A 19161-nucleotide genomic window follows, 5' to 3' on the forward strand; every position below is an offset into this window, starting at 1 on the left:
TCTCTGGAGAAGACGACCCTGATCCGCCTTGCACCATCGCTCCCTCCCCCTTAGCCCAAGGGGTTGAACCTCTGCTTAACCCGCCAGCAATCAAAAATGAATTGCCCTCTCGCCGGGGTGGCAATAGCCGATGCGCCATGAGCGATACGTTTCTTGCAGAAGCGGCCCGCCTGCTCGGGCCCAAAGGCTTGACCACCGATCCCGCCGACATGGCCGCGTGGCTGACCGACTGGCGTGGTCGCTATACCGGACGGGCGTGCGCGATCGCCTCGCCTGCCGACACCGAGGAAGTGGCAGCGCTCGTGCGGCTATGCGACAGGCATTCCGTGCCGATCGTCCCGCAGGGCGGAAACAGCGGCATGTCGGGCGGCGCCACCCCATTCGAGCATGGCGGCGAGATCATCCTGTCGCTGCGCCGAATGAACCGGATTCGCGGCCTCGACCCGGCAGGCCGGACGGTAACGTGCGAGGCGGGCGTCATCCTGCAGGTGCTGCACGAGGCGGCCGAGAAGGCGGACCTGCGCTTTCCGCTGACGCTTGGTGGCAAGGGTTCGGCCACGATCGGCGGGCTGGTCTCTACCAATGCTGGGGGCACGCAGGTCTTGCGCCATGGTTCGATGCGCGCGCTGGTGCTCGGGCTGGAGGCGGTCATGGCCGACGGATCGGTGCTCGATCTGCTCACCCCGCTCAAGAAGGATAATCGCGGTTTCGACCTCAAGCAGGTGCTGATCGGCTCGGAAGGCACGCTCGGCATCGTCACGGCGGCGACGCTCAAGCTCGTGCCCCAGATTGCCGGGCGAACGGTGATGTGGGCCGGCACCCCATCGCTGCACGACGCGCGCAGTCTGCTGCTTCTGGCCGAAGACCTTGCACCGGGACTGGTCGAAGGCTTCGAAGTCCTTCCGCAGCACAGCCTAGAAGCCGTGCTCGACTATCTGCCCGATGCGCGCGCACCGCTTGCCGAATCGCATCCGTGGCATGCCCTGATCGAATTGGTGGCAGCAGACGAAACGACTGCCGCCCGCCTGCCCGAGATCGCTGAACACCTGCTCGCCACCGCATTCGAGCGTGGGCTGATCAACGACGCCACGATTGCCGCAAGCGAGGACCAAGCCGAGCGGCTCTGGCTGATCCGCGAGACCATTTCGCCCGCCGAACGTGCCATCGGCCCCGCCATGCAGCACGACATCTCGGTGCCGGTCGAAAAAATGCCCGCCTTTGTCGAAGCTGCCGTCCCGCGCCTGGAAGTGGACTGGCCCGGCACGCGCGCCGTCTGCTTCGGCCATCTCGGCGATGGCAACGTGCACTTCCACGTTATCGCACCGGCAGGGCGCGAGAGGGCCGAATGGGAAGCGGGCGAAGGCAAGGCGATCAGCGCGCAAGTGCATGATATGGTTACCGCATGGGGCGGCTCGATCTCGGCCGAGCACGGCATCGGCAGGCTCAAGCGCGACGATCTCGCCCGCCTTGCTGACCCGGCTATGCTGGCGACGATGCGCGCGATCAAACAGGCATTGGACCCGAAAGGCCTGCTCAACCCGGGAAAGCTTGTCTGACGCGGCTTGCGCGGCCTTTTGTCAGTCCCTAAGAACCGCGGTTCCCGCTAGTCGCGGCCTTAGCCAGTTCATGCCGCGCGTTCAGTGTTGATTCTTGGAGAGATGCCAAATGGCCAGCGCGCCGCAAGCGAACCTGCCGATGTTCTACAACGACCTCATGCCGCTCAACAGCCGCGACCACGCCACGTGGAAGGCCAAGAACGCGGATGCGGCTCCCTGGCTCGTCGGTCAGCATGCCATCCCCCTCACGGCCGAGGAATTTCCGCAGGCTGCCCGGCATTATCCGATCATTTTCGCCTCGGGCGACAACCCGGTTCCGTTGGCACTGATGGGCCTGAACGAAGGCGTCAACGTCTTCGTCGACGAAGACGGCAAGGTTAACCAGCCGATCTACATCCCCGCCTACGTCCGCCGCTATCCGTTCCTTCTCGCCAAGCTCAACCCCAACAGCGAAGAACTCTCGCTGTGCTTTGACCCCTCGGCAAATCTGTTGGGTGATTCGGTTGAAGGGCAGGAACTGTTCACCGATGGCCAGCCTTCGGAAGCAACCCAGGCCGCGCTCGGCTTCTGCGAGCAGTTCGAACAGGCCGGCCAGCGCACCCAGGCCTTCATCGACGAACTGAAGAAGCACGACCTGCTCATGGAAGGCGAAGTTGCCATCCAGCAGCAGGGCAACGACCAGCCGTTCGTCTATCGCGGTTTCCAGATGGTCAACCAGGACAAGCTGCGCGAAACCCGTGGTGACGTGCTGCGCGGCTGGGCACAAAGCGGGCTTCTGCCGTTGCTCTATGCCCACCTGTTCTCGCTGGAACTGATCAGCCAGATCTTCGGCGCGCAGGTTCAGCTCGGCAAGGGCCCGACCCCGGCGATTGCCATTCCGGCCAAGTAAGCCAGACACAATTGGACATGCAGCCCGAACGCAAGGGCAACAGGTCAATATAAAAACGCGACGCGCCACACGGTTCGTCGCGTTTTTTCTTGGGGTGTTGCAAAAATCCCTCGAAACCCCTTGCAGGCTCCAAGGTGGTCCCCTATCTTGAGGATGTTGCGTTGCGGCTCCCCTCATGGCCCAGCGTAACTGGTGCACTCACGTGCACCTCCTCCCTGAACCTTGGCCACCTGGAGCATCGCTCCAGGTGGTTTTTTCTTGTCATGACGGGAAGCGGGCTATTCCGCTGCAGCGCGCCAGCGTCCGCGGTCGGACGTCCGGCCAAGATCGGCAACGTCCACCGCCAGCCGCCGGACAAGGCCGATCAGCAGTTCGACTGTAGCCTCGAAACCCGGTCCAGGTTCGGCCATGCGCGAATCGAGGTAGCACGTCCGGTCGATCTCGAGCTGCATGCAGTGCAGCCCTTCCGTTCTGCGGGCGTGGCGCTCCAGAACGTACCCGCCGGCATAGGGACGGTTGTGCGAAACCCGCCGGGCCGATTCGGTAAAGTACCTGAAGGCCGCGCTGACAATGCCGCCATCGCAGGACGCGCCGAAACGATCACCCACCACGAACTCCGGCGCCCGCTCACCAGGAGAGCGCGCGGCGAGCGGCGGCATCGAATGAAGGTCGATCAGCAGCGCTGCGCCCCACCGGTCGCGAATCGCTTCCAGCGTCGTAGCCAGAGCAGCGTGGTAGGGCTGATGGATCGCCGCGATTCGCTCGTTGAGTTCCGAATGGTCCAGCCTGCGCTTCCACAGCTCGCCCAGCCCGGGCAGACGGCGGGGGACGAGCCCGAGGCCACTGCGCGCGCGTCGGCCAAAGCCGCTCGGCGCAGCTGACGCATCGGCGGGCGGACCGCCCAGCATCTCCCAGTCCACATCGTCGCTGGCCCGGTTCAGATCGAGCATGGCACGCGGCGCATGGGCCACCAGCAGCGCAGCGCCCGTCTCCCGCGAAACGGCATCGCCCAAGAGGTCGGCGTAGCGATCTTCAAGCCGCGGCGCGGCAAATGCCGGGTGGCGCATCCGGTCTAGCAGGGACTTGGCATAGGCCCGCCCGGCGTGTGGCACCGCGATGACCACCGGGATCGGCGAAGGATCGACCATCTTCAGGCTGAACGCAGGCACATCGGGATGTCCGGGCACCGATCCCCCTTGGACCAGTGCCGAATCGCCGTCGTGCTTTCCGGATTTCTGCATGGGCAAACCGTGCAACCGATTCGCAGCGAAGTCAAAAAAGGTCTGGCGTGTGCTCGACCAGCACTCTTGCCCGCTGCAAAAAGCGACGTAAACGGAGTGGCCTTGTCGCAAGAATGTTAACTTAGCTGGGCGTATGACAGGTCAGGACGCCAGCGTGCGCCTCCGCCCGAACCGAAGCCCGAAACAGATACAGGTTGGCCATGATCCGGATACTGCTCGCCGAAGACGAAGAGGCGATGCGCACATACCTAACCCGCGCGCTCGAAAACGCAGGGTATTGCGTGGCAGCCGTCGATCGCGGCACCGCGGCGATCCCGTTGCTGGAAAGTGAGCACTTCGATCTCCTGCTCTCGGACATCGTCATGCCCGAAATGGACGGGATCGAACTGGCACAGCGCTGCAGCGAGATCAGTCCCGGCACGAAAGTCATGTTCATCACCGGATTCGCCGCCGTCACGCTCAAGGCTAATCGCGAAGCCCCGCAGGCGCGCGTGCTTTCGAAGCCCTTCCACCTCAAGGATCTCGTGCTCGAAGTGGAGCGCGTGTTCGAGGATGCGCCTTTTGCCGGGAGCCGTTGACTGCGCGTGAACAGCCACGCGAAATTCCCCCTTGCCTTGCCTCGAACCCAAGGCTAATGGCGCGCTTCCCGACGACGAGAGCGGCATGCCGCAAGGTCCGGGACAAGCAGATGGTGCGGGCGTATAGCTCAGTGGTAGAGCACTATGTTGACATCGTAGGGGTCGCAAGTTCAATCCTTGCTACGCCCACCATCGCAAAACAAACCCCGCCAATGGCGGGGTTTTTTGTTGGCTTGGCTGCTTGAGAAGCGGGAGCGACAAGCGCCCCCGCCCTCCTGTTTCTCAGGCTTGGGTTACTTGCCCTGCCAGTTCGGCTTGCGCTTCTCGGCAAACGCCGCGGCACCCTCGCGCGCATCGCTCGAGGTGAAGACCGGCGCAATATAGGCCTGCTGCTTCTGCCACATCTCGGCCTCGGTCCATTCGTGCGAATCACGGATGATCCCCTTGGACGCGATCAGCGCGAGCGGACCATTCTCCGCAACCTTGGCCGCCAGCGCCTTTGCCGCATCCAGCGAAGGCCCTTCGACGATCTGGTTGATGAAGCCCAGTTCATAGGCGCGTTGTGCCGAGATGAAATCACCGGTCAGTGCCAGTTCCATCGCGATGCGCGGCGGGATCTGGCGCGGCAGCTTGATCAGGCCGCCAGCAGCCGCCGCAAGGCCGCGCTTGGCTTCGGGAATGCCGAACTTCGAAGAAGCGCTCGCCACGATCAGGTCGCAGGACAGCGCCAGTTCCATCCCACCCGCCAGGGCATAGCCATCCACCGCCGCGATGATCGGCTTTTTCGGCGTCCATTCCGACAGCCCGCCAAAGCCACGCCCCGGGATCGAAGGCGATTCGCCGCGCAGGAAGCCCTTGAGATCCATGCCGGAACAGAAAGTTCCGCCCGCACCGGTGAGAATCGCGCAGCGCAGGTCGGCTTCGGCATCCAGCCGGTCCATCGCCGCCGAGATGCCTTCGGCCGCAGCCTTGTTCATCGCGTTCTTTGCATCGGGCCGGTTGATCGTGACGATCAGCACGTTGCCATCGACTTCGGTAAGGACTTCAGCCTCGCTCATTGCATCTCTCCAACTGGAATTTCGTCCGGCCTTAACCGGTCACTTAAATATCTGCATCGCATGTGTGCCGATGTCCAGCGCAAAGCCCGAAAAATTGCGCGAATAGCCCGATGCACAGGCGCCCCGCCTTGCGCCAAGACAAGCCTCTGCTAAGGGGAAACGCAATTTCTCTCCCCAGCTTGAAAGACAGGACGGACATGGCGAAGATCAAGGTGAAGAACCCGGTCGTCGAACTCGACGGCGATGAAATGACCCGGATCATCTGGGAATGGATCCGCGAGCGTCTGATCCTCCCCTATCTCGACATCGATCTGAAGTACTACGATCTGTCCGTCCAGAAGCGCGACGAGACCGACGACCAGATCACCATCGATTCCGCCAATGCGATCAAGCAGTACGGCGTCGGCGTGAAGTGCGCCACGATCACCCCTGATGAACAGCGCGTCGAGGAGTTCAACCTCAAGTCGATGTGGAAGTCGCCCAATGGCACGATCCGCAACATCCTTGGCGGCGTCGTCTTCCGCGAACCGATCGTGATCCAGAACGTGCCGCGCCTGGTTCCGGGCTGGACCGACCCGATCGTCGTCGGTCGTCACGCCTTCGGTGACCAGTACCGCGCCACCGATTTCGTCGTCCCCGGCCCCGGCAAGCTGCGCCTCGTCTGGGAAGGCACCAACGGCGAAACGATCGACCGCGAAGTGTTCAACTACCCCTCGGGCGGCGTCGCCATGGCGATGTACAACCTCGACGATTCGATCCGCGACTTTGCCCGCGCCTCGTTCAACTATGGCCTGTCGCTGGGCTGGCCGGTGTACCTGTCGACCAAGAACACCATCCTCAAGGCCTATGACGGCCGCTTCAAGGACCTGTTCCAGGAAGTGTTCGACAGCGAAGGCTTCAAGGAAAAGTTCGCCGCTGCCGGCATCAGCTACGAACACCGCCTGATCGACGACATGGTCGCCTCAGCGCTCAAGTGGTCGGGCAAGTTCGTGTGGGCCTGCAAGAACTACGACGGTGACGTGCAGTCGGATACCGTCGCACAGGGCTTCGGCTCGCTCGGCCTGATGACCTCGGTCCTGATGTCGCCCGACGGGAAGACCATCGAGGCCGAAGCTGCCCACGGCACCGTGACCCGTCACTACCGCCAGCACCAGCAGGGCAAGCAGACCTCGACCAACCCGATCGCCTCGATCTTCGCCTGGACCCGCGGCCTCATGTACCGCGGCAAGTTCGACGAGACCCCGGAAGTCGTGAAGTTCGCCGAAACGCTTGAGCGCGTCTGCATCGAAACCGTCGAAAGCGGCAAGATGACCAAGGACCTCGCCCTGCTGATCGGCCCCGATCAGGCGTGGATGACCACCGAGAAGTTCTTCGAAGCCATCGTCGAGAATCTCGAAGCGGAAATGAAGAACTGGGGCTGATCCTTCAGCTTTGTTCTGAGAAAACCCGGTGAGCATCGCCTCGCCGGGGTTTTTCCTTGCACCTGACCTTGGTGGCTCAGGGATGTGGCGGCGTCGAGGGAGGAGGAGGCGGCTCTTGCTGCCCGGGGATGGAGGTTAGGCCAATCGATCCATCCTGCACGGGTTGCGGACGTGTCAGGACGAGCGCGTTCCTGCCCGCCGAAAGGACGAGAATGCCACCCGTACCAAGTTCCGCCATCGGCCCAGTCGTCAGCACCTTGCCGACATAGCGATACGCATCTGCATAAGGCAGCGCCTTGCGGAAAGCCGAGGACATGCACGGTGGCAAGTCTTCCTTGTTCGCCGTGATCAGTCTGCCGCTCTCGTACTTGAATGCGAGAGCCTCGCTTGGGCACGCCGTCAACCAAAGCCTGTTGTCGCTTATCCGGATCAGCCGCGGAAGGTCCGAGAGGCCAAACCCGCTACCGCCTCCAGCCGATTGGTCAGCAACGGAAAGCACCTGCCAGTCGCCTTGGAGCTGGGCCAAAGACGCAATGTTGGCCTTCTGCCGTAAAGCCGGTCGCTCGAGCAGCAGCCGGTCATCCCCTGCACGCACCAGCAACCTGTCCCGGTTTATCCGTTCAAAGGACGGCGAACGTTTGAACAATCCGAAAAATTGCCCGTCCCGCTTCATCCTTTCCGGTTCGCACAGGACCAGCGTGGTGATCTGATCAGCATTTGATGTCCGGAAGATGCCACGCGCATCCACCTTCCCTGTCGTGCCCGAATAGTTGCAGCCGATGCGAAACGAGAGCGAGCCCCTTCGGCCAATCATCACGAACGCCTCGTGCCATCCAGAGCCATTCAATCGCGCCGGAACATAACCGTTGAAGTCGGCGACGTCCCACATGCCCTCTATGCTTGAGAGCGAAGTCACTGGCGTTCCGCGAATTTCCTTCGTGGGAGATGCCACAGGCGTTTGCGAAGGCGCCACTCCGCTCGGTGGCTGGCAACCTGCCAACATCAGTCCAATCAAAGCGAATGCCTTGCGCATCGGCCAAAGCCCTTATCAGATTTCTCTCTGAGAACCGGCGCGTTCAATGCAGGTTCCACCATGGACCTACAGGGCCCTCGGTTCACTCTGGAGCCGCTTTCGTTTGGCAACTGTTCGACACACGGAAACGGGTGACACTGCCGCCCCCCTCCCCTAACCAATCGAAATGGCAGGCAATCTCGAACCGACTACCGCGCTTTCCGACGCACTCGTAATCCTCGGCGCTGCCGGCATCGTCATCCCGGCCTTCGCCCGCTTCCGTATCACGCCAATCATCGGCTTCATTCTGGTGGGTCTGGTCGTCGGCCCATTCGGCCTGGGCGCGCTCGTGCCGCAGTACCCGTGGCTCTACCACATCACCATTTCCGATCCCGCGGCGATCGCACCTTTTGCCGAGTTCGGCATCATCCTGCTACTGTTCGAGATCGGCCTCGAACTGTCGTTCAATCGCCTGTGGGACATGCGCCGACTGGTCTTCGGGCTTGGCGCCATGGAACTGGGCGTGTCGGCCCTGCTGCTTTCAGGCGTCCTTCTTGCCACCGGACTGCAGATCAGCGGTGCCTTCGGCCTCGGCCTCGCGCTTGCCCTGTCATCGACCGCGCTTGTCTTGCCCATTGCCGGAACCCATGGCCCTGTCGGCCGCGCCGCCCTCTCGATGCTGCTGTTCGAAGACATCGCGCTCGTTCCGATCATCTTCATCCTCGGTGCGATGGGACCGGTGGCGGCACATTCTGACGGCCCCACGCTTGGCGAAACGCTGCTCTATGGCGGCATCGTCGTAGCCGTCCTTCTGGTCGGCGGACGCCTGCTCCTCCCGCGTCTGTTCGCGCAAGCCGCACAAACCAAGAGCCCTGAGCTTTTCCTCGCCGCCACGATGCTGGTAGTGATTGCAGCAGCCCTATCCACTTCCCTCGTAGGCCTTTCGCCGATCATGGGCGCATTGCTCGCCGGCCTTCTGATCGCCGAGACCGAGTATCACACCGAAGTCGAAGCAATAACGAAGCCGTTCAAGGGCCTCGCTTTGGGCGTCTTCCTCATCACCATCGGCATGGGCATAGACCTGCGCGTGGTCTGGGCGCAGATCGGCCCCCTCACCCTCGCGGTAGTGGGCGTGGTCGTCCTCAAGGCGTTGGTCACGATGTTCGCGCTGCGCTTCATGGGCAAGGAACGCGCAACTGCGCTGGAAGCCGGCATCCTGATGGCCAGCCCATCCGAAACCACACTGATCGTGCTCACCACGGCCGCAGAAGCATCGCTGATTGACCGCGAAACCGCACAATTCTGGCAGATCGTCACGGCCATTGGCCTCACCATCACCCCGCTTCTTGCCAAACTGGGCGAAAGCTGGGGTCAACGCGTGGCTCGCGGCACCGCTGACGTCGGCCAGAACACCTTCGTCGAGGAACCCGAAGGCGAACGCGTCGTCGTCATGGGCTTCGGCCGTGTCGGCAGACTGATCGCCGAGATGCTGACGGTCCACAAGGCCCCATGGCTCGGCATCGATTCCGACCCGACGATCGTGCGCAATGCGCGCAAGGACGGGTTGCCGGTCCTGTTCGGAAACGTCGACAGCGAAGGCGCCATCGCCCGGCTCGGGCTGGACGATGCCAAGGCCATGATCCTGACCATGGACGAGCCGGTGCTGATCCTGCGCATGGTCAAACGTCTGCGCGGTGCCCACCCTGACCTGCCGATCATCGTCCGTGCCCGCGATGCCGCCCATGCCGCCGCGCTCTACAAGGCTGGCGCCAGCCATGCCGTGCCCGAAACGCTCGAAAGTTCACTGCAACTGTCCGAAGCCGTGCTTGTCGATTTGGGCTTCCCGATGGGCCCGGTCATTGCCTCGATCCACGAAAAGCGCGACGAATTCCGCCAGAAGATCAAGGAAGAAGGCGAGTTGAACTCGCTGCCGAAGCTGAAATCGGCTTCGCTGCGAGAGCGCGCAACCGGACAGACGGCCTGAACCAACAGGCCTAGCTCACGCGCGGTTCGAACACGCTCCACCCCGTGCGCTGAACCAGTCGTTCCAGCGCCAGCGTTCCAAGTTGCGAGTTCCCGCTGGCATTGAGGCCTGGTGACCAAACGGCAATGCTGGCGATCCCCGGTGCAACGCAGAGAATGCCGCCGCCCACGCCCGACTTCCCCGGCAACCCCACGCGAAAGGCAAAGTCCCCGGAGTTGTCATAGTGCCCGCATGACATCATCAGCGCGTTGATGCGGCGGGCCCGGTTCGCCGTGATGACCGAATGACCGCCGACCCGACCGCCGTTCATCAGATAGCGCCCGGCCATCGCCAGTTCGCGGCAACTCATCGCCAGCGCGCAGAAGTGGAAATAGACGCCCAGCACCCGCTCGACCGGAGCGCGGATGTTTCCGAAAGCGCGCATGTAGTTGGCCAGCGCCATGTTGCGAAAGCCGGTGTCCTGCTCGGCCGATGCGACCGCCTCGTCGATACCGATGCTGCCTGCTTCATCACCCGCAAGCGTCCGCACGAAACGTACCATCTGGGCAATGGCCTCTGCCGGCGCACTGCGGCCAAGCAGCACATCGCACACCACGATCGCGCCCGCGTTGATAAAGGGGTTGCGCGGAATGCCCTGCTCGCTCTCGAGTTGCACGATAGAGTTGAAGGCGCTCCCCGATGGCTCGCGCCCGACGCGTTGCCACAGCTGATCTCCCACTGCGCCAAGGGCAAGGGTCAGCGAAAAGACCTTCGAGATGGATTGGATCGAGAACGCCTCATCCGCATCGCCCGCCACGTGGACGGCACCGTCGGCCATGACCACGGCAATGCCAAACTTCTCAGGCGGAACCTGCGCCAGCGGCGGAATATAGGACGCAACCGTCCCCCGCTCCGCAGCGGCACCCATTTCCGCTGCGATGTCCGCAACGATGCCAGCGATTTCGATCGTTCCGATGGCGTCCATGCGGCACACCATCGCACGAAGCCGATCAACCGGCCAGCACGGCCTTTGCCGCCGCGATGGCATCGGCGGCCTTGGCACCATCCGGCCCGCCGCCCTGCGCCATGTCCGGTCGGCCGCCGCCGCCCTTGCCGCCCAGCGCCTCGACGCCTGCGCGAACGATATCCACGGCGCTGATCTTGCCGACCAGATCCTCGGTCACGGCGGCCGCAATCGAGGCCTTGCCCTCGTTCACCGCGACGATTACCGCCACGCCCGAACCCAGACGCTGCTTGGCCTGATCGAGCAGGCCGCGCAGTTCCTTGGGATCGAGGCCATCAAGCACCTGGCCTGAGAACTTCACGCCGCCCACGTCCTCGTCGGCATTCTCGGCCTTGGCCGAGCCGCCGCCAAGCGCGAGCGCCTTCTTCGCTTCGGCCAGTTCACGCTCAAGCTTCTTGCGCTCATCCATCAGCGCGGTGACGCGGGCTTCCACGTCTTCCGGCGTCGTCCGCAGGATCGAGGCGGTGTTCTTGAGCGCATCCTCGCGTGCCACGAACCACTGCCGCGCACCCTCGCCTGTCAGCGCTTCGATGCGGCGCACGCCCGAGGATACCGCGCTTTCGCTCACGATCCGGAAAACGCCGATGTCGCCCAGCGCGCGTACGTGCGTGCCGCCGCAGAGTTCGACCGAATAGTGCTTGTCCGCCACGCGGCCCATGCTCAGCACGCGCACTTCGTCGCCATACTTTTCGCCGAACAGTGCCATCGCGCCTGCCTCAATCGCCTCGTCCGGGCTCATCAGGCGGGTGCTGACCGGCTCGTTGGCGCGGATTTCGGCGTTCACTTCGGCTTCGATCGCCGCGATGTCATCGGGCGTGAGCGCGGTCGGCTGCGAGAAGTCGAAGCGTAGGCGATCGGCCGCGACGAGCGAGCCCTTCTGCGTGACATGGCCTCCAAGGCGATGGCGCAGCGCTGCGTGCAGCAGGTGGGTTGCCGAGTGGTTGGCGCGGATCGCATCGCGGCGCTCGACATCGATGTCGAGCTTGACCACATCGCCGACCTTAACGGCGCCCGATGCGACAGTAGCATTGTGCGCATGCAGGCGGCCCAGCGGCTTGGACGTATCGCTGACCTGCAGGACCAGCCCATCGGCTCCCGTGATCGTCCCGGCATCGCCAGTCTGGCCGCCGCTCTCGCCATAGAACGGCGTCTGATTGACTATGACGGTGACGCTTTCACCCGCAGCCGCACTGTCGACTTCCTTGCCGTCGCGAACCAGCGCGACTACCTGCGCCTCGCCGGTGGTCGCGGTGTAGCCGGTAAACTCGGTCGCGCCGACGCGTTCGGCAATGTCGAACCAGACTTCGCTGTCGGCAGCCTGGCCGGAACCCTTCCAAGCCGCACGCGCTGCCGCCTTCTGCTGCGCCATCGCCGCGTCGAAGCCTTCGCGGTCCACCGCGATGCCGCGCGCGCGCAGGGCGTCCTCGGTCAGGTCATAGGGAAACCCGAAGGTGTCATAGAGCTTGAACGCAGTGTCACCCGGCAGTTTGTCGCCCTCGCCCAGCGTCGCGGTCGCTTCGTCGAGCAGCTTGATCCCGTTCGAAAGCGTGCGGCGGAACTGCACTTCCTCGCGCAGCAAGGTTTCCTCGATCAGCGGCTGCGCCCGGCCAAGCTCGGGATAGGCAGCGCCCATCTCGGCGACCAGCGCCGGCACCAGACGGTGCATCAGCGGGTCCTTCGCGCCCAGCAGGTGGGCATGGCGCATCGCGCGACGCATGATCCGGCGCAGGACATAGCCGCGTCCTTCGTTCGAAGGCAGCACGCCATCGGCCAGCAGGAAGCTGGTCGAGCGCAGGTGATCCGCGATCACGCGATGGCTCGCGCGCTGCTCGCCCTCGGCCTTGACCGCAGTCAGGCTCTCGGACGCGGCGATAAGCGCCTTGAACGTGTCGGTGTCGTAGTTGTCGTGCTCGCCCTGCAGCACGGCGGCGATACGCTCGAGCCCCATGCCGGTGTCGATGCTGGGCTTGGGCAGGCTGCCGGTGATCTCGCCCGCCGTCTGCTCGAACTGCATGAACACGAGGTTCCAGATCTCGATGAAGCGGTCGCCGTCTTCTTCGGGCGATCCCGGAGGGCCACCCCAGATGTGGTCGCCGTGATCGAAGAAGATTTCCGAGCACGGACCGCACGGGCCATCGTCACCCATCGCCCAGAAGTTGTCCTTGGTGGCGATGCGGATGATGCGGTCTTCAGGCAGGCCTGCAATCTTCTTCCACAGCTCGAACGCCTCGTCGTCGGTATGATAGACCGTCGCGAGCAGCTTGTCCTTGGGCAGGCCCCATTCGCGCGTCAGAAGCGTCCACGCGTGCGTGATCGCCTGTTCCTTGAAGTAATCGCCGAACGAGAAGTTGCCGAGCATCTCGAAAAACGTGTGATGCCGTGCGGTGTAGCCGACGTTGTCGAGATCGTTGTGCTTGCCGCCTGCGCGCACGCACTTCTGCGAAGAGGTGGCGCGCGGCACGGCCCGCGTTTCGAGCCCCGTGAACACGTTCTTGAACGGCACCATCCCCGCGTTGGTGAACATCAGCGTCGGGTCGTTGTAGGGCACCAGCGGCGCGGACTGCACCACGTCGTGCCCCTGCGAGCCGAAGTATTCGAGGAAGGAGCGGCGGATTTCGTTCGTCGAAGTCATGAAAGGCCGATTAGGCGAGCGTTCGGCGCGCTACAAGCACGTTTCATCCATCAGTGTGATCGGATGTGCCCGTGACCAGCCATGCTGCCGCTCGGAAGGCTACACGGTCACCCTGATGATGCGTTTCGACAAGGTCTTGCAACCGCGCAGCGACCGCCTCGCTCTGGTCTTCGGACAGTGTTCGCAGCGCGGCTGCGGCCGGACCGATTCGGCGGAACAGCGCCATAGCCTCGCCCACCGCATCTTCGCCCGTCCCCGCGATATAGTTGAAATCGACCGGCGTGAACGCAAGTTTGCGCCACCCCGCCATGCAGCGCCGCACGTGATCGGGCTGTGCGAAAGCGAAAGGGCCCGGCGCGAAGGGTTGCGGCGGTGGCGGCTCGGATCTGGGCAGAAGGTCGGCGATCGCAGCCGCCCACTCGTTTTCGGCGGCTGAACGGAAGCATGAGAACACCATGCGGGCACCCGGCGCAGAGATGGCTGCGAGATGGGTGAAGGCTTGTGGCGGATCGGGAAAGAACATCACGCCGTGGCGGGAAACCAACAGCTCCGGCCTTCGGCGCGGCTGCCACCGTGTCGCGTCGGCCAGTTCAAACGACAGGTTCGCCGCAGTGATGCGGGCGGAGGCAGCTTCGACAAGGTCCGGCGAAATGTCGATGCCCGTAACCCGCGCCTGAGGTCTTGCCGCAGCGACAGCCATGGCAAGCTCGCCCGCACCACAGCCAATGTCGACGACGTCATCCCCCGGCTCGGCCGCAATGGCAGCGAGCAAGGCAGGGGTGAGCTCCGAAAAGCTGACGTCGGTCCGCCGCCATTCCGCCGCCCAGCTCCGCCCGACGGTCCCCTGCCAGTCACTCGCACTCGTCATCGCATTACATCCCGAAGTATGCGCCGCCCTTCGCGCGCGCACTCTGCCACGCCGGGCGGGCGTGAACAGCTTCGACGAAGGCCGCGAGCTTGGGGAAGTGTGCGCCGGCCCCGTTCATCACCGCAATCTCCACCGGGAAGCTCATCATCACGTCCGCCCCCGTCCAGTCGTCACCGATAAAGTGGCCGGAGGGGCGCAGGATCTGTTCCATATAACCGAAGTGCGAGGCCAACTGCTCGTCGATGCGCGGCTTCAACGGCTCGGCCGCATCGCCAAGGCGCGAGGTGTAGAGCTGCAGGAGGATCGGCGTCATCGCCGACCCTTCGGCAAAGTGCATCAGTTCAAGATGGCGCAACGCCTCGTCCGACCCGGCGGCGGGCAGCCAGGCACCACTCCCATAGCGCTCGCACAGCACCTGCACGATCGCTCCCGATTCCTCGATCACCCGGCCATCGATCTCGAGCAAGGGCGATTTGCCCAAGGGATGCACCGCCTTTAGTTCCGGCGGCGCCAGATTGGTCACGGCATCGCGTTGGTAGTGCCGGATTTCGTAGTCCACGCCCAGTTCCTCGAGCAGCCACAGGACCCGCTGCGAACGGCTGTTGTTGAGGTGGTGCACGATGATTGCCATGGTCGGGACTCCTGTTGGATTAACCGGAAGGTTAAACACCAACCATCAGAACGCAAACAAAAAGCCCGCCCATTCCTGCCGGGGAATGCGCGGGCTCTTTGGTGTGGCAGGCGGGTGCGGATGGAGGCTGCACGCCCGCCGCCTTGAAGATCAGACGTCGTCGTCCGCGTCCGGACCGACCATCAGACCTTCGGCAACCTTGTCGGTGCGGCCACGTATCGCGGCTTCCAACCGGTCGCAAAGTTCACGGTTTTCGCGCAGGAAATTCTTGGCGTTCTCACGACCCTGCCCGATGCGAATGGAGTCATAGCTGAACCAGGCGCCCGACTTCTCGACGAGCCCGGCCTTCACGCCGAGATCGAGTATCTCGCCGATCTTGGAAATGCCCTCGCCATACATGATGTCGAATTCGACCTGCTTGAACGGCGGAGCGACCTTGTTCTTGACCACCTTCACGCGCGTGGCGTTGCCGACGATCTCGTCACGATCCTTGATCTGCCCGGTGCGGCGGATGTCGAGACGGACCGAAGCGTAGAACTTGAGTGCATTGCCGCCCGTCGTCGTCTCGGGGTTGCCGTACATCACGCCGATCTTCATGCGCAGTTGGTTGATGAAGATCACCATGCAGCGTGAGCGGCTGATCGAACCGGTCAGCTTGCGCAGCGACTGGCTCATCAGGCGAGCCTGAAGACCGACGTGGCTGTCGCCCATCTCGCCTTCGATTTCGGCGCGGGGAACAAGCGCTGCGACCGAGTCCACCACCAGCACGTCGATCGCGTTCGAACGTACCAAGGTATCGGTGATTTCCAGCGCCTGCTCGCCAGTGTCGGGCTGCGAGACGATCAGGTTGTCGATGTCCACACCCAGCTTGCGGGCATAGACCGGGTCCAGCGCGTGCTCGGCGTCGATGAAGGCAGCAGTGCCGCCGTTCTTCTGCGCCTCGGCAATCACGTGCAATGCGAGCGTGGTCTTGCCCGAGCTTTCCGGTCCGTAGACCTCGATCACGCGGCCGCGCGGCAATCCGCCCACGCCCAGCGCGATGTCAAGCCCGAGTGAGCCGGTGGAAATCGCTTCCACCTGCATCGCTTCCTTCGAGCCCAGCTTCATTGCCGACCCCTTGCCGAACGCGCGGTCAATCTGCGCAAGGGCTGCGTCGAGCGCCTTCTGACGATCCATGTCCTTGATCTTACCTTCCTCGATGAGCTTGAGCTGAGCCGCCATGGCTTCTTTCCCTTGCTAGAGTTGGCTGACACGAGCCGTCAACAAGGGTTATGTACTCGTTGTGTTCCATTAGAACAAGAGAGGAACGTTAAATTCCCTCCGTTATGGAAGCACGTTATCGCAAACACTTATCGCCAGAGGCTTTTCCCGATAGTCTGAGATCTCGGAACGACGCTACGCGCGCTGTGACGAAGTTCGCTCCGTTCCGCAACAGTTCCGGAGAGGCATCGGCGCATCATGCACCAACGCGAATCGCGCCAAATCCGGCGCATTTACCGATGATCGCAATTGCAAGCTTCGCGCATATCTATAAAGTATATCTTTAGATATACCGAAAGTTATAGGAACATGCCTTCCAATAGCCACTTGGGACATAATCCGCTTGCCTCCCGGCAAACGGATTTTGTCGTGAGTTTCGAACATGCAGTCCTGTCCGCAAGGCAGAGCCGCAATGGAGGGATCAGCGCAAGGATTCTGCATTTCGGAAACGGGGCCCCGCCCGTCGAGGTTAACTGTGCGACGGCCTTTCAAGAAAACGCTCAAGTCTTTCGCATAGCCGACGACTACACGTCCTTTATCGACGATAGACGCGAGACGTACAGTGTTATCTTCATTGTGGGAAGCGATCCGGGCCGCATCCGCAAGTTCATGCGAATTTATCGGCCATTACTGAAGAGCAAGGCCAAGATCGCCCTTCTGCGCGATGCAAGACCACAAGTGCGCGCGCAGATTCTGAATGTCGGATTTGACGACGTCTTCGATGTCGAGATGGATCCAACCGAGGGACAGGCCCGCATCAAGGCCATTCTTGGCCGCATGGGCCAGCGGCAGACCGACGATCTGCTGCGCAATGTGCGTCAGTTGCACCTTCAGCACTATGTGATCTCGCCCCTTCTCGGCCGCGAATCACGGATCCTGTCGCTACTTGCCGCGGCGAAAGGGGCGCCCGTTCGCACAGAGCGGCTCACCGCGACTGGGAGGTCCGCGCTTCGCCCGATCTCTCCGAAGTCCCTCCAGGTCCTCATTTCAGGCCTGAGAGCCAAGTTGAAACCCACGATCAGCATCATGAGCCATGGATCGTCTGGATACGCCCTGCTGGATGCCTCTCCCGTGGCCGAACTTCTCGCCACCGCAGCAGTCGGGGCTGAACATTAGAGTCGCCAACCCGCGCGGCCGTCTTCTCAGGTTGGCAGACAGCGTCGAGCGCAATGATCGGCTTGGCATGGACAGGGGCGCTAAGCAGCTTTGCGATCCCTTGTTGGCCGAACATCGCTTTGCGATCCAGGCGCCGGGGCTTGACGCGCACGCGATTGCCGATGCGATCCGTCGCTATGCCGACGGCGAGCACGAAACCGCTGCCTTTGCCGCGATCCCGGAATGTCTCGAGATTGCAGCGTTGGGCCTCGAATCATCGCACACGCATGTCGCCAAGGTTGTCATTGCCGGCATTCACAGCGGCTACTCTCAAAATGCCTCGACGCTTCCCGCTGCCGTCTTCGCCGCATTCCTGCGCTGCCTCGCGCAAATTGCCAATGGGTTCGAGGACTAACACCAAACGGAACGGGCCCGGAGATTTGCTCCGGGCCCATCCTCACGGCTTCTCGCCGATTTCGTCCGTTCGCTATACCACGCCGAAGGCCAGCATCGCGTCGGCCACTTTCTTGAAGCCAGCGATGTTCGCCCCCTTCACGTAGTCGATGTACCCGCCACCCTGGTCGCCATAGGCAAGGCACGACTTGTGGATGCCTGCCATGATGTCCTTCAACATCTGCTGCAGTTCCTCTTCCTTCCAGGAACGGCGTTCGGAGTTCTGGCTCATCTCGAGGCCGGAGACGGCAACGCCACCTGCGTTCGAGGCCTTGCCCGGTGCGTAGAGGATCTTCGCGGCCTTGAACACGTGGACGCCGTCAAGGTCGGTCGGCATGTTCGCGCCTTCGGCCACCGCCTTGCAGCCATTGGCGATGAGCATGCGTGCATCATCGCCGAGCAGTTCATTCTGCGTTGCGCAAGGCAGTGCCACGTCGCATGGCACGCCCCACGGCGTCTTGCCGGCGTGGAAGCTGGCCTTGGGGAAGGCCTCGACATATTCCTCGATGCGGCCGCGGCGATGGGTCTTGTGCGTCTTGACCCAGTCGATCTTCTCCTGATCGATCCCGTCGGGATCGTGGATGTATCCGCCCGAATCCGAGAGCGTCAGTACCTTGCCGCCAAGCTGCACGATCTTCTCGGCCGCATGGGTGGCGACGTTGCCCGAGCCGGAGATGACCGCCGTCTTGCCGGTCAGGTCCTCGCCCTTGGTCGCCAGCATGTTGGCGAGGAAGTAGACCGCACCATAGCCGGTCGCCTCGGTGCGGATGAGCGAGCCACCCCATTCGAGGCCCTTGCCGGTCAGCACCCCGGTGAAGTTGTTGGTGATGCGCTTGTACTGACCGAACATGAAGCCGATCTCGCGCCCGCCCACGCCGATGTCACCGGCCGGAACGTCGACGTCTGCACCGATGTGGCGATAGAGTTCGGTCATGAACGACTGGCAGAAGCGCATGATCTCACGCACGCTCTTGCCCTTGGGATTGAAGTTGGACCCACCCTTGCCGCCGCCCATCGGCAGGCCGGTCAGCGCGTTCTTGAAGGTCTGCTCGAAGGCGAGGAACTTGAGCACCGATTCGGTGACCGAAGGGTGGAAACGGATGCCGCCCTTGTAGGGGCCGATCGCATTGTTGTTCTGCACGCGCCATCCACGCTGCACGCGAATGTTGCCCTTGTCGTCCTCCCAGCAGACGCGGAAGGACACGACGCGGTCCGGCTCGGCTATGCGGCGCAGGATCTGCTGCGAGTGATACTCTTCCTTGTCCTGCATGAACTCGAAGATGTCTTCGGCAACCTCCTGAACCGCCTGGACGAATTCGGGCTGGTAAGGATTGCGCTTCTTCACGCCTTCCATGAAGGTTGGCAGGTCAACATGATCGGAAACGGCCACGGTACTCTCCCCCTGATCGGAGCCATCCAAGGCTCCCGATTTGGCCACCATCATGGTGGCCCGGCTTCGGCTGAGTGCGGCCCGTAACCT

16 protein-coding genes and 1 tRNA gene are annotated in these 19161 nt (G+C 62.9%); 8 read left to right on the forward strand and 9 right to left on the reverse strand.

The window, feature by feature from the left end; all coding sequences use genetic code 11:
- Positions 1 to 137 precede the first annotated feature (137 nt).
- Positions 138 to 1556: an FAD-binding oxidoreductase gene (locus tag IQ25_RS02720; RefSeq protein ID WP_144901968.1), complete on the forward strand. Its 1419-nt coding sequence runs from the start codon at positions 138 to 140 to the stop codon at positions 1554 to 1556.
- A 109-nt stretch (positions 1557 to 1665) separates the two neighbouring features.
- Positions 1666 to 2445, forward strand: a complete 780-nt coding sequence (locus tag IQ25_RS02725; protein WP_144901970.1) for a SapC family protein — start codon at positions 1666 to 1668, stop codon at positions 2443 to 2445.
- 278 nt (positions 2446 to 2723) lie between these two features.
- Here IQ25_RS02725 and IQ25_RS02730 read toward each other — a convergent pair whose 3' ends face one another.
- A complete protein-coding gene (locus IQ25_RS02730; RefSeq protein ID WP_144901972.1) occupies positions 2724 to 3686 on the reverse strand; it encodes an N-formylglutamate amidohydrolase in 963 nt (320 codons plus the stop codon).
- Positions 3687 to 3886: 200 nt separating this feature from the next.
- Between IQ25_RS02730 and cpdR the strand changes: the two genes are divergently transcribed.
- Positions 3887 to 4264, forward strand: coding sequence for a cell cycle two-component system response regulator CpdR (gene cpdR, locus IQ25_RS02735; protein WP_144901974.1), 378 nt, complete (start codon positions 3887 to 3889; stop codon positions 4262 to 4264).
- A gap of 117 nt (positions 4265 to 4381) precedes the next feature.
- Positions 4382 to 4456: transfer RNA gene (locus IQ25_RS02740), tRNA-Val, on the forward strand.
- Between the two features lie 101 nt (positions 4457 to 4557).
- On the opposite strand, the gene IQ25_RS02745 is transcribed toward IQ25_RS02740, so the two are convergent.
- The gene (locus IQ25_RS02745; protein ID WP_144901977.1) at positions 4558 to 5322 is read right to left on the reverse strand and encodes a crotonase/enoyl-CoA hydratase family protein; all 765 of its coding nucleotides are present in this window, start codon (positions 5320 to 5322) and stop codon (positions 4558 to 4560) included.
- 197 nt (positions 5323 to 5519) lie between these two features.
- On the opposite strand from IQ25_RS02745, the gene IQ25_RS02750 reads away from it, so the two are divergent.
- On the forward strand, positions 5520 to 6743 hold the full coding sequence (locus IQ25_RS02750) for an NADP-dependent isocitrate dehydrogenase (RefSeq protein WP_144901979.1): 1224 nt from the start codon (positions 5520 to 5522) through the stop codon (positions 6741 to 6743).
- A 76-nt stretch (positions 6744 to 6819) separates the two neighbouring features.
- On the opposite strand, the gene IQ25_RS02755 is transcribed toward IQ25_RS02750, so the two are convergent.
- Positions 6820 to 7659, reverse strand: coding sequence for an META domain-containing protein (locus IQ25_RS02755; protein WP_158637654.1), 840 nt, complete (start codon positions 7657 to 7659; stop codon positions 6820 to 6822).
- Positions 7660 to 7942: 283 nt separating this feature from the next.
- Between IQ25_RS02755 and IQ25_RS02760 the strand changes: the two genes are divergently transcribed.
- The gene (locus IQ25_RS02760; RefSeq protein WP_144901983.1) at positions 7943 to 9739 is read left to right on the forward strand and encodes a cation:proton antiporter domain-containing protein; all 1797 of its coding nucleotides are present in this window, start codon (positions 7943 to 7945) and stop codon (positions 9737 to 9739) included.
- Between the two features lie 10 nt (positions 9740 to 9749).
- Here the strand turns inward: IQ25_RS02760 and IQ25_RS02765 are convergent, their stop codons facing one another.
- The 5 genes from IQ25_RS02765 to recA form a co-directional block, all read right to left on the reverse strand.
- Positions 9750 to 10703, reverse strand: coding sequence for a glutaminase (locus IQ25_RS02765; RefSeq protein ID WP_144901985.1), 954 nt, complete (start codon positions 10701 to 10703; stop codon positions 9750 to 9752).
- A 25-nt stretch (positions 10704 to 10728) separates the two neighbouring features.
- Entirely contained in the window at positions 10729 to 13374 is a 2646-nt protein-coding gene (gene alaS / locus IQ25_RS02770; RefSeq protein ID WP_144901987.1) for an alanine--tRNA ligase, read from the reverse strand.
- A 43-nt stretch (positions 13375 to 13417) separates the two neighbouring features.
- The gene (locus IQ25_RS02775; RefSeq protein WP_144901989.1) at positions 13418 to 14242 is read right to left on the reverse strand and encodes a class I SAM-dependent methyltransferase; all 825 of its coding nucleotides are present in this window, start codon (positions 14240 to 14242) and stop codon (positions 13418 to 13420) included.
- Positions 14243 to 14246: 4 nt separating this feature from the next.
- Complete coding sequence (locus IQ25_RS02780) at positions 14247 to 14873, reverse strand: glutathione S-transferase family protein (protein ID WP_144901991.1); 627 nt, start codon at positions 14871 to 14873, stop codon at positions 14247 to 14249.
- A gap of 150 nt (positions 14874 to 15023) precedes the next feature.
- On the reverse strand, positions 15024 to 16094 hold the full coding sequence (recA, locus tag IQ25_RS02785) for a recombinase RecA (RefSeq protein ID WP_144901993.1): 1071 nt from the start codon (positions 16092 to 16094) through the stop codon (positions 15024 to 15026).
- A gap of 408 nt (positions 16095 to 16502) precedes the next feature.
- On the opposite strand from recA, the gene IQ25_RS02790 reads away from it, so the two are divergent.
- Both IQ25_RS02790 and IQ25_RS02795 read left to right on the forward strand, forming a co-directional pair.
- The gene (locus IQ25_RS02790) at positions 16503 to 17249 is read left to right on the forward strand and encodes a response regulator transcription factor (protein ID WP_158637655.1); all 747 of its coding nucleotides are present in this window, start codon (positions 16503 to 16505) and stop codon (positions 17247 to 17249) included.
- A gap of 67 nt (positions 17250 to 17316) precedes the next feature.
- On the forward strand, positions 17317 to 17643 hold the full coding sequence (locus tag IQ25_RS02795) for a hypothetical protein (protein ID WP_144901997.1): 327 nt from the start codon (positions 17317 to 17319) through the stop codon (positions 17641 to 17643).
- A 72-nt stretch (positions 17644 to 17715) separates the two neighbouring features.
- Here IQ25_RS02795 and gdhA read toward each other — a convergent pair whose 3' ends face one another.
- Complete coding sequence (gdhA, locus tag IQ25_RS02800) at positions 17716 to 19071, reverse strand: NADP-specific glutamate dehydrogenase (protein ID WP_144901999.1); 1356 nt, start codon at positions 19069 to 19071, stop codon at positions 17716 to 17718.
- Between the last annotated feature and the right edge of the window lie 90 nt (positions 19072 to 19161).

This window comes from Novosphingobium taihuense, assembly GCF_007830315.1.
GTDB classification, from domain to species: Bacteria; Pseudomonadota; Alphaproteobacteria; order Sphingomonadales; family Sphingomonadaceae; genus Novosphingobium; species Novosphingobium taihuense.